Annotated in this window: 17 protein-coding genes and 1 pseudogene; 10 read left to right on the top strand and 8 right to left on the bottom strand. The window is 44.1% G+C overall.

Going from position 1 to position 14894, the window contains the following annotated elements; translation table 11 throughout:
- Positions 1–13: 13 nt before the first annotated feature.
- From FMM05_RS13565 to FMM05_RS13545, 5 genes are all read right to left on the bottom strand, one after another.
- Positions 14–1075: an NAD(P)-dependent alcohol dehydrogenase gene (locus FMM05_RS13565; RefSeq protein WP_235894410.1), complete on the bottom strand. Its 1062-nt coding sequence runs from the start codon at positions 1073–1075 to the stop codon at positions 14–16.
- A 132-nt stretch (positions 1076–1207) separates the two neighbouring features.
- The gene (locus tag FMM05_RS13560; protein ID WP_143373934.1) at positions 1208–1573 is read right to left on the bottom strand and encodes a putative quinol monooxygenase; all 366 of its coding nucleotides are present in this window, start codon (positions 1571–1573) and stop codon (positions 1208–1210) included.
- A 90-nt stretch (positions 1574–1663) separates the two neighbouring features.
- Positions 1664–2308: a carboxymuconolactone decarboxylase family protein gene (locus FMM05_RS13555; protein WP_221932277.1), complete on the bottom strand. Its 645-nt coding sequence runs from the start codon at positions 2306–2308 to the stop codon at positions 1664–1666.
- A 69-nt stretch (positions 2309–2377) separates the two neighbouring features.
- Complete coding sequence (locus FMM05_RS13550; RefSeq protein WP_143373932.1) at positions 2378–2788, bottom strand: (R)-mandelonitrile lyase; 411 nt, start codon at positions 2786–2788, stop codon at positions 2378–2380.
- A gap of 105 nt (positions 2789–2893) precedes the next feature.
- Entirely contained in the window at positions 2894–3643 is a 750-nt protein-coding gene (locus tag FMM05_RS13545) for a glucose 1-dehydrogenase (protein ID WP_221932276.1), read from the bottom strand.
- A 171-nt stretch (positions 3644–3814) separates the two neighbouring features.
- Here FMM05_RS13545 and FMM05_RS13540 point away from each other — a divergent pair, with 171 nt between their 5' ends.
- The 10 genes from FMM05_RS13540 to FMM05_RS13495 all read left to right on the top strand — a co-directional run bounded on the left by FMM05_RS13540 (position 3815) and on the right by FMM05_RS13495 (position 11978).
- Positions 3815–4711 (top strand): helix-turn-helix domain-containing protein, encoded by an 897-nt coding sequence (locus FMM05_RS13540; protein ID WP_143373930.1) that lies wholly within the window; start codon positions 3815–3817, stop codon positions 4709–4711.
- A gap of 55 nt (positions 4712–4766) precedes the next feature.
- On the top strand, positions 4767–5954 hold the full coding sequence (locus tag FMM05_RS13535) for a winged helix-turn-helix domain-containing protein (protein WP_143373929.1): 1188 nt from the start codon (positions 4767–4769) through the stop codon (positions 5952–5954).
- Positions 5955–6701: 747 nt separating this feature from the next.
- A complete protein-coding gene (locus FMM05_RS13530) occupies positions 6702–7187 on the top strand; it encodes a single-stranded DNA-binding protein (protein WP_143373928.1) in 486 nt (161 codons plus the stop codon).
- Positions 7188–7213: 26 nt separating this feature from the next.
- Entirely contained in the window at positions 7214–8257 is a 1044-nt protein-coding gene (locus FMM05_RS13525; RefSeq protein WP_143373927.1) for a DUF932 domain-containing protein, read from the top strand.
- Positions 8258–8306: 49 nt separating this feature from the next.
- Entirely contained in the window at positions 8307–8495 is a 189-nt protein-coding gene (locus tag FMM05_RS13520; protein WP_143373926.1) for a hypothetical protein, read from the top strand.
- 6 nt (positions 8496–8501) lie between these two features.
- Positions 8502–9149 carry a prtrc system protein e gene (locus tag FMM05_RS13515; protein ID WP_221932275.1) on the top strand — a complete coding sequence of 216 codons (648 nt, stop codon included), beginning with the start codon at positions 8502–8504 and terminating at the stop codon, positions 9147–9149.
- The gene (locus tag FMM05_RS13510) at positions 9094–9312 is read left to right on the top strand and encodes a PRTRC system protein C (protein WP_143373925.1); all 219 of its coding nucleotides are present in this window, start codon (positions 9094–9096) and stop codon (positions 9310–9312) included. The genes FMM05_RS13515 and FMM05_RS13510 overlap by 56 nt, the downstream gene beginning before the upstream one ends.
- 17 nt (positions 9313–9329) lie before the next feature.
- Entirely contained in the window at positions 9330–10499 is a 1170-nt protein-coding gene (locus FMM05_RS13505; protein ID WP_143373924.1) for a hypothetical protein, read from the top strand.
- Complete coding sequence (locus tag FMM05_RS13500; protein ID WP_143373923.1) at positions 10489–11193, top strand: PRTRC system protein B; 705 nt, start codon at positions 10489–10491, stop codon at positions 11191–11193. Before FMM05_RS13505 ends, FMM05_RS13500 begins: the two co-directional genes overlap by 11 nt.
- Positions 11193–11978, top strand: a complete 786-nt coding sequence (locus tag FMM05_RS13495) for a PRTRC system ThiF family protein (protein WP_143373922.1) — start codon at positions 11193–11195, stop codon at positions 11976–11978. The genes FMM05_RS13500 and FMM05_RS13495 overlap by 1 nt, the downstream gene beginning before the upstream one ends.
- Positions 11979–12247: 269 nt before the next feature.
- On the opposite strand, the gene FMM05_RS13490 is transcribed toward FMM05_RS13495, so the two are convergent.
- From FMM05_RS13490 to FMM05_RS13480, 3 genes and pseudogenes are all read right to left on the bottom strand, one after another.
- Positions 12248–12853, bottom strand: coding sequence for an NAD(P)H-dependent oxidoreductase (locus FMM05_RS13490; RefSeq protein WP_143373921.1), 606 nt, complete (start codon positions 12851–12853; stop codon positions 12248–12250).
- Between the two features lie 29 nt (positions 12854–12882).
- Positions 12883–13581 (bottom strand): annotated as a pseudogene (locus FMM05_RS13485) (NAD(P)H-dependent oxidoreductase).
- Between the two features lie 83 nt (positions 13582–13664).
- The gene (locus FMM05_RS13480; protein ID WP_185965591.1) at positions 13665–14807 is read right to left on the bottom strand and encodes an aldo/keto reductase; all 1143 of its coding nucleotides are present in this window, start codon (positions 14805–14807) and stop codon (positions 13665–13667) included.
- Between the last annotated feature and the right edge of the window lie 87 nt (positions 14808–14894).

Genomic DNA, 14894 nt, shown 5'->3' with positions numbered 1-14894 from the left:
GTAATGTTTATTGCTATAATGTTGCTATGTCGATCACGTAGCGGTAACGGGCTTCTTTATTTACTACTTTATCCCAGGCATCATTAATTTCCGAAGCTTTAATTACCTGTATTTCAGGGTAGATTTTATTTAAGGCACAATGATCGATTACTTCCTGTGTCTCCGGGATACCGCCTATGAGTGACGCATTAAAATTTACACGGCTAAAAAAGAATTTAGCATTATCAATTTTAAATTCGCCATTGATAGGTTGCCCCACCTGGGTAAAATGCCCGTAGGGCTTTACACAAACGGCATAGTCCGAAAGTTCATAGGCATACGGAATGGTTGATATCATATAATCTAATGTACCTGCGTACGGTTTAAGCTTATCGATCGAATCAACCACGATCACTTCTTTAGCCCCGAAACCTAAAATATCTTTTCTTTTATTTTCGCTAGTAGTAAACGCATATACTTCGGCACCTTTGTGGACTGCAAGCTTGATGGCAAGGTGCCCTAATCCGCCAATTCCTGCAACGCCTACTTTATCGCCTTTCTGAAAGTTTGCTTTCATTAGTGGAGAGTAGGTTGTTATACCGGCACATAAAAGCGGTGCCGCATTTTGCAGGCTGATGCTTTCCGGTATTTTAATAGCAAAATGTTCGGTAACCACGATGTTGTTAGAATAACCACCCTGTGTAATCCCTGTAGGTGAAGTTTTATCCGGGGTTCCGTAAGTACCCACCATACCTGTGGTTTCACAGTGGTGCTCTTCACCATTTTTACAGCTGTTACATTGCATACAGCTGTCAACCATACAGCCCACACCGGCTTTATCGCCCACTTTAAATTTGGTTACGTTTTTGCCGACTGCCGCTACAATACCTGCTATTTCATGCCCCGGAACCTGTGGGTACACCTGTTTGCCCCAATGCCCCCTAATGGTATGGATATCGGAATGGCAGATGCCTGAAAATTTGATATCGATCAGGATATCATTGTCCCCAACGGCACGGCGTTCAAAGTTCCAGGGGGTAAGTTTGCTGGTGGTATCATGGCCTGCATAGCCTTTTGTTTTTACGTTCTTGCTCATATATTCTGTTTTAGTTGTTTGTGAAAAAAGGTTTAGTGGCCCGGCAAGCAGTAAACCTGTGCCAGCCACTGTGGTTTGCTGGAGAAACTTTCTCCTTGAAGGTTGAATGTTATCTGTTCCCATAATTTATCCTCATTTATTTCCCGTCAATTCCGGTTTAATCTCTATAGCAATTGGCGCGACCTCTACCAGTTCAAGTGATTTTACCATTTTGAGTGTCCCGTTTTTGTATTTCAAAAAGTGCGGTGTTTTTAAATGGGTTTGGTAGGCTTCTTCATTAGCATACGCTTCAAATACCATCACCTGTGTGGGGTGCACCTTATCGTATACAGCCTGCAGTGATAATACACCCGGCTCTGCTTTTACCGCAGCTTTGGCATGTGCTGCAAGTGCAGCCCGATACTCTTTAAGATATTCAGGATATACTTCGATTTTGGCGATGCGTAGCTTCCTTTCATCCTGCTGCGCAGATGCCTCCTGGGCAGGGAGTAAGAACATTGCGAGAATTATTATTACTGAACGGACAGCGTCTTTTATACTTCGTTCGGACTGTTTTGCTCTTCTATCCATATCCTAATTGTTTAATTATTATTTTTTAGTGGCAATCACTTTGTCTAATGCTGTTCGGGCAATATCTCCCTGTTTTTTATTTACATACTGGTCAATAATGGTAAAGGCTTGTAATAGTTGCGGCGCTGTAATGCCTGTATTTATAGCGATGCCAATGTGTGCCTGTAATTGGGGTTCAACACCTGTCATGGCGGCTAATGCGGCAACGGTAACAAGCTCGCGTTGTTGGTAAGTAAGTACATCACGGCTAAAGATATCCGCAAACAAATGTTCTTTCAAAAAAGTATCAATGGCCGGGGCGAAGGCATTGGCACCCGCAAGTGCTTTTTCTTCCTTACCTGTTAGCTTTTGTAACGTTTGTTTTCCGGTTTGGTACTTATGGCTGTCGTTTACAACACTTGCTTCTTTACCGGTTATATCTTTTTTACCCTGACTTTTGCGCTCTTCAAGTAGAGCCATAAAAGTATTTATAGCATTAAGGCTGCGAGGGAAACCACAGTAGGCATAAAGCTGTACCAATACCTCTTTAATCTCGTTAATAGTTAGCCCTGCATCAAGGCCTGTGTTTAATGTAACCTTCAATTGTTCAAGGTTACCTGTTGCGGTTACTGCTGAAATCGATACGATGCTTTGTTGTTTTGCATCCAGGTCCTGTGCTGTCATAGTTGTATTTAGTATTAAAAAAATGAATAGTAATCCAATGATAAAATGGGTCCTTCTCATAGTTTGTGATTATTTATTTACCTTATTGTATTCGTCCTCGGTTACCGGCTGGAGCCAGGTCACATTTTTTTCTCCTTCGTAGTTCGTGATGGCGATATGTACAAATTTGCTCTTTGCAGAAGCACCATGCCAATGCTCTATATCTTCAGGGATGTTTACAATATCGCCCTTTTTAAGGTGTTGGGCCGGTTTGCCTTTTTCCTGGTAAAAGCCTTCACCTTCAGTCACGATCAGTACCTGGCCTTTTGGATGGGTATGCCAAACAGTTCTTGCACCCGGCTCAAAAGTTACACTGCCAAGGGCAAATTCATTGTTTTTATCCTTAGCCTGTAAAGGATGCAGGAAAGCATTGCCTGTAAAATAGTCGTTTGATAATTTATCCCCTTTTGGAAATAATGAAGTGTTTTGTTGTGTCTCCATAGTTTTGTTATTCTGTGGATTAGCGCTTTTACAGCATATAATAGTTAAGATAAGGATTATAGAAAGTATTCCGGTTATTGTTTTTGTTTTCATTAAGATAGTATCTTATATTGTTAATCCACCATCTACCACCAAGTTGTGACCTACGATCATACCGGCCGCATCACTGCAAAGAAAAACTACCGCATTTGCGATTTCTTCCGGTCGGCCCATGCGACCAATCGGGACCATCTTTACCATGCCCTCTAATGCTTCCTTTTGCCCTCCTGCAATCATCTCATCTGCCATTGCCGTATGAAATAACCCTGGGCTTACGCTGTTGATGCGGATGCCCTGGCCGGCATACTCTACAGCCGCACTAATGGTTATCCCAATAACCCCATGCTTAGCACCATGGTACACACCACGCTGCGCTCCGGCACGGATTCCGCCAATTGAAGAACAATTTACAATGGCACCGCTGCCTTGTTTACGCATCTGTTGCAATTCATATTTCATGCTGCTCCAGATACCGCGGTAGTTGATGTTGTTCACGCGCTCAAAATCCTCCAGGGTCTGGTCGGCTGCTTCTGCCAGTTTATTCTGTACCCCTGCATTATTATAAGCATAGTCAAGGCGTCCAAACGCTGCAACGGTTGTAGTAACCATTTTTTCTACCTGGTTGTCATCCGAAACGTCACATTGTATGGCTAATGTTTTATAACCTTCTGCCGCCAGTTTTTCCGCTGCATCCTGAACTGTCTTTTCATTCCAGTCAGCCAATGCAACTGCTGCCCCGGCTTCTGCAAATGCTTTTGCGGTAGCGTATCCTAAACCTGATGCTGCCCCTGTAACCAGTGCAACTTTTCCTTCCATGATATTCATTATACCTGTTTTAAATTATTACAATACAAAGGTCAGGCGGTTGGGGCTAGCCGGACGTATACAGAATACAGGTTTACATACCATTTTTACAGGTTTGGGGCCGGCAACTAAAACAGGTAGAAGATTTTAAGTTAAATTTGTCTAAAAATTAAAGCCACCATTATGGAGCCTATACATAGAATAGATACGGTAAGTGAGCACGACGCTTTTTACCACAAAGAGAATTTGCACCCTCTCGTTAGCATAATTGATTTTAGTGAGACGTTCCCTGAAGTTTACGCGTCAAGGATGAGTTTTGGCTTTTACGCTGTTTACCTGAAAGATGTAATGTGTGGCGATTTAAAATATGGTCGTAATACCTATGATTACCAAGACAGGACATTAGTATTTGTTGCGCCCGGGCAGGTCATAAATGTAAATATTAATAAAGATTATAAGCCGCAGGGCTTTGCCTTGTTAATCCATCCCGACCTGATTCATGGCACGCCTTTGGGCAGGCACATGCAAGACTACAGTTTTTTCTCCTATGAATCGAGGGAAGCTCTGCATCTTTCAGAGAAAGAAAGGAGAATCGTGCTTGACTGTTTTGAAAAAATAAAATATGAATTGGTGCAGGGAACGGACAAGCATAGTAAAACATTAATTGCAGCCAATATTGAATTGTTCCTTAATTACTGTGTACGTTTTTACGACCGCCAGTTTATCACCCGTAACGACGATAACCTAAGTAATATCGAAAAATTTGAAGGCCTGCTTAGGGAATATTTTCAGTCCGATAAACCACAAACCATTGGATTGCCCGGGGTTGCTTATTGTGCCGAGCAACTGCACCTGTCTCCCAATTATTTTGGGGATATGGTTAAAAAGGAAACCGGCAAGACGGCACTGGAATATATCCATTTGAAAATTATGGATCTGGCAAAGGAAAGAGTACTGGACATGAGTAAATCGGTTAGTGAAATTGCGTACAGCCTGGGCTTCAAATACCCACAGCATTTTAGCAGGGCCTTTAAAAAAGTAACGGGTTATTCGCCGCTTGATTACCGGTCGTTAAATTAATAGCTAGTTTAAAATTTACTCTTTATGTTCTATAAAATATAATTATTTTAGAAGAATGGAATCATTTACCCTCACTAAAGAACAAGCCAGGAAGATTATAATTAATGCCGCAGGGCTCGCCCGGAAGGCACAATTCGGATCTGGCATAGAAGCGGTATACAGGGTTATTGACCATTTAGGGTTCGTGCAGCTTGACACCAATTATGTTGTGGAACGTGCCCATCACCATGTTATGGCAGCCCGCATACCCGATTATGAAACGAAGTGGCTCGCACAACTTACGGAAGACAACCGGATATTTGAATACTTCCCTTCGGATGCCGGTTACCTGCCTATGAATGAATTCCGTTTTTCACTGCCTGTAAAAAAAGCTTTCGGAACCCAACGTAAGCCGCTCACGCAAGCTGAAATCAATTTAATGGCAGAGATACTGGAACGGATCGAACGGGAGGGCCCACTTATGGTTACCGATTTTGAGAACGACCGGAGGGAAATCAGTTCCGGCTGGTGGGACTGGCGGCCGGCAAAAGTGGCTCTTGAAAAGCTTTACCTTGACGGGAACCTTGTTATAAGCCGTACTACAAAATTCCAAAAGGTATATGATCTGCCACGTAATATGGTGCCGCAGGAAACGGAGCTGGCTATGCCTACTGATGAAGACTATGCACGTTATGTCATACAGCGCACGTTAAAAGCACTCGGTATCGCTTCCGTTAAAGAAATGGCCTGGCGGGGCCGGCATGTTAAAGGCAACCTCATCAAAAAAGAGCTGCAGAAAATGGTGCTGTCCGGTGAGGTTAAAACTGTGACGGTTAATGATGTAAAGGGGCCGTTATTTATGCTCCCGATACAGGATTTTGAAATTGAGCTTTCAAGTGATGTCTTTATCCTTTCGCCTTTTGATATCCTAAACGTTTTCCGGCACCGCCTAAAGGACTACTTCAATTTTGATTACCAGATCGAATGTTTCGTACCGGCGCCCAAACGCGTATATGGCTATTTTTCATTACCGGTGCTGGCCGGTGATATCTTTATTGCACGGATGGATGCTAAAGCTGACCGCAAGCTAAAAATGCTGATTGTACATAACATCCATTTTGAATCAGTTCACATTGATCAAATTGTTATCGAAAAGTTTATTGTGGCTCTGAAAAAATTTATGGAATTTAACCACTGCCGGGATCTTATCTTTAAAAAAACGAATAACAAAGGTTTGCTGAAGGTGATCAGTAAAAGTTTTTAGGAATAGCTTTAAAGCAAATTTAATGCGAAAAATCACTAATTCTTACATAATTTTAATTGCAGCTACTTAATTAATTCTTAGCTTCTTCAGCGAAAAATGCCTAAAATAAATGCCAATACAATAACTATTGGATAGGTACCGAATTACAGGTACAGGTAAAACAGCGTTATTAGATATTGCATAGAAAAAGGATAATTCTAAAAATTATATAAATTCAGCAGGTATAATCTACACAAACAATAATTGCTTAAAAATATCCCGGTCGTAACGTAAATTGATACACAGGGCATCATTGATAAAATGATGCCTTCTTTATGCACGGTCTTTCAGGTTTTAGGAAGTACCCTGATACTTCTATATCGTTTCGAATATCTTTTCTATAAATAATTTGTCCATTAATAAATGTCAATAACTGCCCGGTTCTTCACGAACCCTATCGTCTTGGAATGATTGGGAAACTTTTCCCAAGATGCACCGGTAAAAGGCAGCTAATTTATTGCGGGTAAAGCCAGTGGTAAAAGCAAAAGACTACGGCATAATGGCTTTCCTCGCATACTCACAAACCCACCCTTCGGGACTTATTCCGTTTCCTTTTGTTTTCCCGCTTTACCCGCATTGTTTAACTGCTTTCTTTTTCCGGTTTTCTTTTGGAAAAAAGTTATGCGGAGCGCAAGCGAGGCAGGACTGTAACAGATTTGAAGACTGGCAAAAGATACAAAATGGATGTATCATTTAATAAAGACGATTATGACAATTATCGGAAGAGTGACAAGGGACGCCGAGGTGCGCAGCCTGTCAAACAACAAAAGTGTAGTGAGTTTTTCTGTAGCCGTTAATCACGACTACAAAGACAAAAACGGGACAAAAGTAACCCAAACCGAATTTTTTGACTGTGCCTATTGGTTTTCTACAGGGGTGGCGCAGTACCTGACCAAAGGCAGCCTTGTAGAGCTTGCAGGGCGTGTGTCTGCCCGTGCGTGGATGGGCAACGATGGGCAACCCAAAGCGGGGCTGAACTTCAACACAACGGATATTACCCTGCACGGTGGGAACGGGAACAAAGCCGAAGCCCAAACCCAACAACAAGCGCAACAGCCTGCCGACCAACAAGGCGCAACCGCAGCCCCTGTTAACAACGAAACCGTACCATCTGCGAATGCAGCAGCAGCACCCGTGTACGAAGCCGAAGTAATCCCCAATGGCGCAGCCATTGATGACGACCTCCCATTTTAAACTGTTTAACCTTAAAATTTAAAATCATGGCACATCATATAAATTTCAACGAGCAAACAGGGCAGCACGCATTTATGAGCGTTAAACGACCCGCATGGCATGGGCTTGGGCAGGTAGTGGAAAACTACCCTACAAGCCGTGAAGCCATAGCGGTTGCAGGCTTGGACTACGAAGTAACCAAAGCCCCCATTTTTGCAAGGGGTGCAGGGCTTTTCGATACCTATCCCGTACCCGACCAATATGCCACCATGCGCACCGATACCAAAGCCGTGTTTGGTGTGGTAGGAAAAGATTACCAAATCGTGCAAAATAGTGATGCGTTTGCCTTTTTCGATGCCATTGTAGGCGGTGGCGAGGGCATACAGTATGAAACCGCAGGCGCAATCGGCAATGGGGAACGCATATTTATTACTGCCAAGCTGCCCGGCTACATCCGAGTGGGCAACGGGGACGATGTTACAGGCAAATATATTTTCCTTACCACCTCCCACGATGGCAGCGGCTCAATAACCGCAGCCTTTACGCCCGTGCGTATCGTCTGCCAAAACACCCTTAACGCAGCCCTGAAAACCGCAACCAATGTAGTGCGCATACGCCATACCGCAGGGGCTAAGGAACGACTGGAGCAGGCGCATAAAGTAATGGGCGTTGCCGATACCTTTTCATTACAGTTAGAGGGCATTTTTAATCAGTGGGCAAACGTGCGCATTGAAGATAAACAGGTAAGGCAGTTGATACAGTTGGCACTCTGCCCGAACAAAGAAACCTACAACCTTTTGAAAAAAGGGGCTACCGATGAACTTTCAACAATGTACAAAAATGCCTGTGATGCTGCCTTTGAGTATGCTATGGCAGACGACACGCAAAGCCTGTCAACCACCAAAGGCACGTTGTTCGGTGCATACAACGCCGTTACGGGCTACTACCAAAACGTCCGCAGCTTCAAAACGGGCGAGGATAAACTCAAAAGTATCTGCTTAGGCGGTACAGCACAGGCACGGGGTCAAAAAGCCTTTGACCTGTGCGGGGATTTTGCACGGCAAGGGGCAGCCGCCCTGATACTGAACTGATAGTTAACCGCAGCCCTGCTTTGCGGGGCTGCTTAAAATTTAAAAAGTTATGAGCATAGTAGCACAGACCACAGAACGCAAGGCAGTTACCACACTAAAAAAAGTACTGCCGATTATGGAAAGGCTCGACCACGTGGCAATGACCGCAGCCGATGCCTTTGACACTAAAACCGCCCTGAACCTGATTAAAAGGGTTATTGAAAGCAACCCCGAACCGAAGCGCAGAACCCAAAAATAACACGTTATGCCAGTTACAAATTTTTTCGCCCATATAGCAGCCATCCCGTTTGAGGGCTGCCTGAACATTACCGTCAAAAAGGACGGGGAACAACTGACTACCTCCGTACTGTTGCAAAATGATGGCTGCGGGGATGCCGCAAAAAACCATATACCGCCCCTGATACTAAAAGGGAGTGCAAAGGAACTTTGTGAGGGATTTTTTGATGCCGTTACTGCGCCACTTGCCGAAACCTCTAAACTACTTGTCAATATGGAGCAGTACCTCAAAGGGCAGGAAACCGCCAAGAAAACTGCCGCTATGGAAAAGAAGAAAACCGAAAAAGCAGAGAAATTTGATAAACCTGACAAGACCACCACGCCCAAGGAAATAAAGGAAATGAAATACAGCGGCACTATGGCAAAAGTCGATGCGCTCGAAGCCGAGGGCAAGTACAGGGATGCCTGGCTAAAAGTCCCGCAGGCTTCCGAGTTCCCCGATAAAGCCGAAGAAATGCAAAAGCGCAGGGCAAGCCTGTCGGCTAAGTTCAGCCCCGACCTGTTCGGGGCAGGGCAGCCTGCCACCGATGTAAAAAATGTTGAACCTAAAAACGAGAACGATGCTACAGACGAAACTGATGCCGAGGGTATTCCTGATGAAAGACAAGGGGAATGAATTTGCCCTGACCGACCCCGACCCGAAATGGAGCATAGAGGCCGTGATGAATTTCTATGCCAACAGCTACCCGACACTGACCACCGCCAAGACAGTCGGCCCTGAAATTACCAACGATACGGTACAGTACCGTTTTGAAACCACGATGGGGACAAAAGGATAATAGTAAAATATAATGTTATGGATTATGCAAAAGTTAATAACAGGGCAGTTACGGCTGCCCCAAAACAAAAGGCAAAAACTACTGCACAAAAACGCAGCCGAGTTCCTTATGGGCTTGCAGCGCAGGAAAGACACCGCCGAAGTACTTGCCGACCGCCTGCAATCAGCCCCGCAGGGGCTGCTGCCTATGGTTTTCTGAAAACCCGTTTCCTGCCTCATCACACGGGGCAGGCTGTGGCAGGCGGCAGCGAAAAACAGGATTTTTACCGCAGTTTTGATTTGCTGTGCAGCCACTATAGAATAAAACCTGTTGACACAAAAGATTTTACCTATCCCTATAGCAGGGAGGTCGCCCTGCACGAAGCTGCCCGGCTGCTGCGGGATAACCACCCGCAACATATTGAAATTACGATGGTAGAAGATAACGGCAAATTTGTGTTACAGGTAACCGAGCGTTTTGACACGCAAAATATATTGTTCTATATCCCTGTGCTGCCCCTGCATACCCTGATGCGGGACAAAAAACGCAGGAAAGCGACACGGCTGCTGCTCTGTATTTTTCGTTACCTCTGCTATTCCGCAGGCATTCCTTTTTACACCGAGGAAAACAGCTACCTGTATTGGAATTATGAAATGCTTGCCGACTGGGTAACAGGCGACCCTGACGGATGGGACGCGGAGGAGTATCACAATAATGTACGGGAGGTAAGGGCTGCACAATATATCGGGGAAACCATGATGCGCAGGCTTTGGAACACCATACACCGTGACCGTTTTGGGGAATGGCTTGAAAAGTTCCATCCAAAGGATGGGTTTGAGTGCGACTGCCACCGCCTTGCCAAAAAATTCTATGCCCTTTCGCAGGAGTACCCGAAAGTGAATATCTATGCGCATGCCGATGAAAGCTGCCTGCCTGACCCTGAAAGTGATTGTTATGATGATACTGACTGCATTACTATGGAAAAATACATCGGTTTTGTCGCTTCCACCGACGGGTGGCTCTACAATAACCTTGAACAGTCCATCAACAGCGAATTTGGCGAGTGCCTGTCGATACAGGAACCTGTCCTGAACCGCTGCTTTGACGGGCGCAGTCAGGATAACGACACCCTTGATTATGAGTGCCGCCTGCTGCCCCTTGTCAATGAATTGTGCTACCTCTTAAATAATAGGAATTATGATACCTGAAACCCTGCAATTATACGAACCGAAAGCCGCCCTTGTTGTTTTTATTACGCATGGAAGCGCATGCCCTTATATCGAATACTATGATATGGACAGCAGCGGCTGTCCCATCAACCCGCACCCGCTTACGGTACGGGAAGCCCAATGCCTTTCCAAAGCACTTGATACCCGTGAGCAGTCAGGAAAGGCATTCTTGCGCCCCGAGGGCATTTTACCGCCCAACGTGTTGCACCTTGACCCATCACAGAACGGCAGCGTGGTATGGTACACCAAGCCCCAACGCCGCAAGCTTTACTTTGCGGATAGCCTTGGTTTGGATAATGGCACAATTGCCCTGCCTGCGCTTGTTTGGAAAGCCAATAAAAAACAACTCCAAATCTTCGCCCTGAACATTAAAACGAAGCCCAAAGCCGAAACCCCATTATTTCATGCCCCATTCTTTAACCTCTATCAAAAAGGATTTGTGTGCATGGGTAACGTCACTATAGCCATCAAAGCGGCATCCACATTAGAGGAATTTATTAACGCCTGGCAGGGCTATTTTTTTGAAAGCTATTTCTCCCACCACATCAACGAACACAACCCCGTTGGCGTAAACCTCTTTAACCTTTATAAAGAACTCATGGCAGACCCCAAAAAACCATTCCCTACCGATATCCTTAGAACCACACCGCTAACTCTTAAAAATTTACTGTAATGGAAACAAAGATAAAAGCGCATTTTACTGCGCCCGAATTATTGAGCCCCAATAATCCCATAAGCGTGTGCCTTATCGGGGCAGGCGGTACAGGCTCACAGGTGCTGACAGGCTTGGCACGGATGTCGCACAGCCTGCAACAATTAGGGCATGCAGGCTTTCAGGTCAGCCTATGGGATGATGATGTCATTACCGATGCTAACCGTGGCAGGCAGCTTTTTGCCGAGTGCGAAATCGGATTATCTAAGGCAGCCGCCCTGATTACCCGAACCAACCGCTTTTTTGGGACAGCATGGAAAGCCATAGAAAAACCGTTTACCAATGACACCGCAACAGGCAGGAATGCCATTTATATATCGTGCGTCGATACCGCAGCCGCACGGTTCGGGATAGCCGAAGTACTGGACGAACTGGACTTGAATGCAAGCCGTTCCGATATGCCCCGCTATTGGATGGACTTCGGAAACAGCAGGGACACGGGACAGGTTATCCTGTCTACTATTGGAAGTATAAAGCAACCTGCATCAGAAAAGTTCCTGCCTGTGGGCAGCCTGCCACAGGTTACAAATGAATTTGCGGAACTGCTCACACAGGGCGATACCGAAGACCTGCCAAGCTGCTCCCTTGCCGAAGCCCTTGAAAAACAGGATTTGTTCATCAACTCCGTTTTGGCACAGATGGGCTGCAGCCTTTTGTGGCAGCTACTCAGGCAGGGGCTTACCACCGAAAGGGGGTTCTTTCTGAACTTGGGAAATTTTCGCAGCCAACCGTTAGCGGTTGGCTGATTACGCCGGTTTTCTGGCGCAAAAAGGCAATCCCTCCCCGTGGTCGGGAACGCCTTTTTGCGGTTTCAAAGCGGTGCGCACGTCTGGCAACAGCATCGGGGAAACCCCTGCTGCAATTGCTAGACGTGCGCGCTTTATTGTGTCGGTGCACCCGCACCGACTTTTTATTGCATAGGGCACGTCATCCACATGTAAAAAATCATGTGTACGGCGTTATCCAACATTGTAATATTGTGATTAGCTATATGGAATTTAAGTAAAATTGGTTCTTACAATTTAAAAACCCGCTTTAAATGCTCCGGATAATAATCTAAATCGCCAGCAATATCACCATCTTTAAAAATATCAAAGCAGTTGTAATCTGCTACAACTTCAACACCGCAGAAACGATAATTGCTAGTAATTTGGATAAGCGCGTCGGCAGTGCTCCTGCCTTCAAAAAGTACCTGACCTGAATCATCAAAACTGGCTTTCGGTGCATTCCATGTACTGCAAACCATAAACTGCTTGCCCAGCAATTTTCCGCCTGTGCCGTATTGCTTTGTTACATCTTCTCTTGTTCTTCCGTCGCCGGTAAGAAATTTTGCGTTTTGAAGACCACTGTTGAACACTTCGTCAACATATTTTTTGTAAATCCAGGGTGCTCCAAACCAATTGATGGGTGTCTGCAAAACTATAATGTCAGCATCAATGTGTTTTTCAACTTCCTCAATGGCATCGTAGCCATTTTCAACTTTCGTTTCCAAAATTTCAAAATTGTTGGCCTGGAAAAATTCTTTAGCTTTTTGATGGAACGAAGCATTTAGTGTACCCTCGCTCCAATTTGGATAAGTTAGGTGCGTATTGATTAATAAAACTTTCTTAGTAGTACTCATCTTAATTTTCTTAAAATAATTTTGATTGATTATAACTTACAGTTCAATACTTCTTCCAAATATTTTGGATAGTTTTCCAGATCTTCTTTTATATGCTTGTTATGGAAAACATCATAACAATAATGTCCCGGAACTACTGTGTACCCAACGAATGAATAATTTGCGCCTACATTAAACAATGCATCATCGGCACTTTTGCCTTTCCACAGCCGCTGTTTAGGGTTGTTGAAACTTTCTTCGGGTGCGTTCCATGTAGCAGAGAGTAAAAACTTTTTACCCAGCATCTTTCCACCGGTTCCATATTCTTTTGTCGGGTCTGTTGTAGAACGACCGTCGCCAGAGAGAAATTTTTGACTTTTCATAGCGCTTGTAAAAACATCATCTACCTATTTTTTATAAATCCACGGTGTATTTTCCCAGTTCACGGGTGTTTGTAATACAATAATATCAGCTTGCATATGTTTTTCCACTTCATCTTCTACATCGTAACCTACCTCAATTTTTGTTTCCAGAACCTTAAAGTTTTGTGCGATAAAAAACTCTTTAGCTCTGTTATAAAAAGCTTCATTCAGTTTTCCTTCAGATAGTCCGGAATAGGTTAAATGCGCATTGATAAGCAATACTGTCTTCTCTTTAACGGCAACGTTTGTTGCCGCAGTTTGTGCAGTCACTTTTGTCCAAAATGTTGTTACCGTAATCAATAATGCCAATAGAATTCTTATTTTCATCCTGTTGTGATTCAAATTATATGTGTATTTTCTGCTTTACTTTCTTAGGTAGGTTTAAAATAAATAGGCAATTACCACTAAAACTATTGGCAAAAAGCCATCTGCATTTCATTCATCCTGGCACCACACACTTTTAGTTTTGCAAATTCCATTTCCAGTTCCTGAAATTCTGCGTTCGATAAGTGGACATCATAAGCACCTAAATTCTCATTAAGATGCGGTATATTGCGGGTACCCGTAATAGAAACGATAAAAGGTTTCTTGGCCATGAGCCAAGCCAGTGCTATTTGGGAAGCCGTTGCATTTTTATTGGATGCATAACGGTTCAGGAGATTCACAATTGGCATATTTACTGCTAAATTTTCAGGAGTAAACCTTTCAAATGACGAACGTAAATCCAACTTACTATCAAAAGGTGTTTGCGAGTTTAGTTTTCCTGTCAGATAACCCATTCCAAGCGGTCCCCACGGAACAAAACCGATACCCAATTCTTCGCAAAGATCCAATACGCCATTTTTTTCTACACTACGCTCCATGAAAGAATATTCACTCTGGATGGCCGAAACAGGTTGCACAGCATGCGCTTTTCGGATGGTTGCCGTACTGGCTTCCGATAAACCAAAATGCAATACTTTACCTTGCTGTATCAGGTCTTTTATCGCACCCGCAACATCCTCGACAGGCACATCGGGGTCAACACGGTGCTGGTAAAAAAGGTCAATATGGTCCGTCCTTAGGCGCTTCAATGATTCCTCAGCGACTTTTTTAATGTGTTCGGGCCTGCTGTTCAGGGTTATATTTGGGGCACCGATTTCAAAGCCAAATTTAGTGGCAATCGCTACCTTATGCCGAAAGGGTTGCAGGGCTTCACCTACCAACTTCTCATTGGTGTAAGGGCCATACACTTCAGCAGTATCAAAAAAGGTAACGCCACTTTCATACGCTTTACGAATGGTTTTTATTCCTTCTTCCATTTTTGCCGGTGCTCCATAATTGGCACTAATACTCATGCAGCCTGCTCCTAAAGCAGAAACTTTTAACTTACCCAGATTCCTTATAGTCATTTTGTCTTTTTTATCCTCCTTTTTAATATTCATTTCAGCAGTGCCTGACGAAGCTGTCATCAAATTTGGTGCAAGCAGTAATCCTGCCCCTGCAATTGCTGTCTGCTGGAAGAATTTTCGACGGGAGTTATCGGAATTGCTAGTTGTACTATCGTTTTCCATTTTAATATGTTGTTAGTTCATAGGCAAAACTACAATTGTAAAAAAATATCTATGGAAACAGATTACCTGTGAAAAAGATACAAATTA

The sequence above is a fragment of the Flavobacterium zepuense genome (assembly GCF_007097145.1).
Taxonomy (GTDB): domain Bacteria; phylum Bacteroidota; class Bacteroidia; order Flavobacteriales; family Flavobacteriaceae; genus Flavobacterium; species Flavobacterium zepuense.
This window is presented reverse-complemented; position numbering and strand designations above follow the sequence as displayed.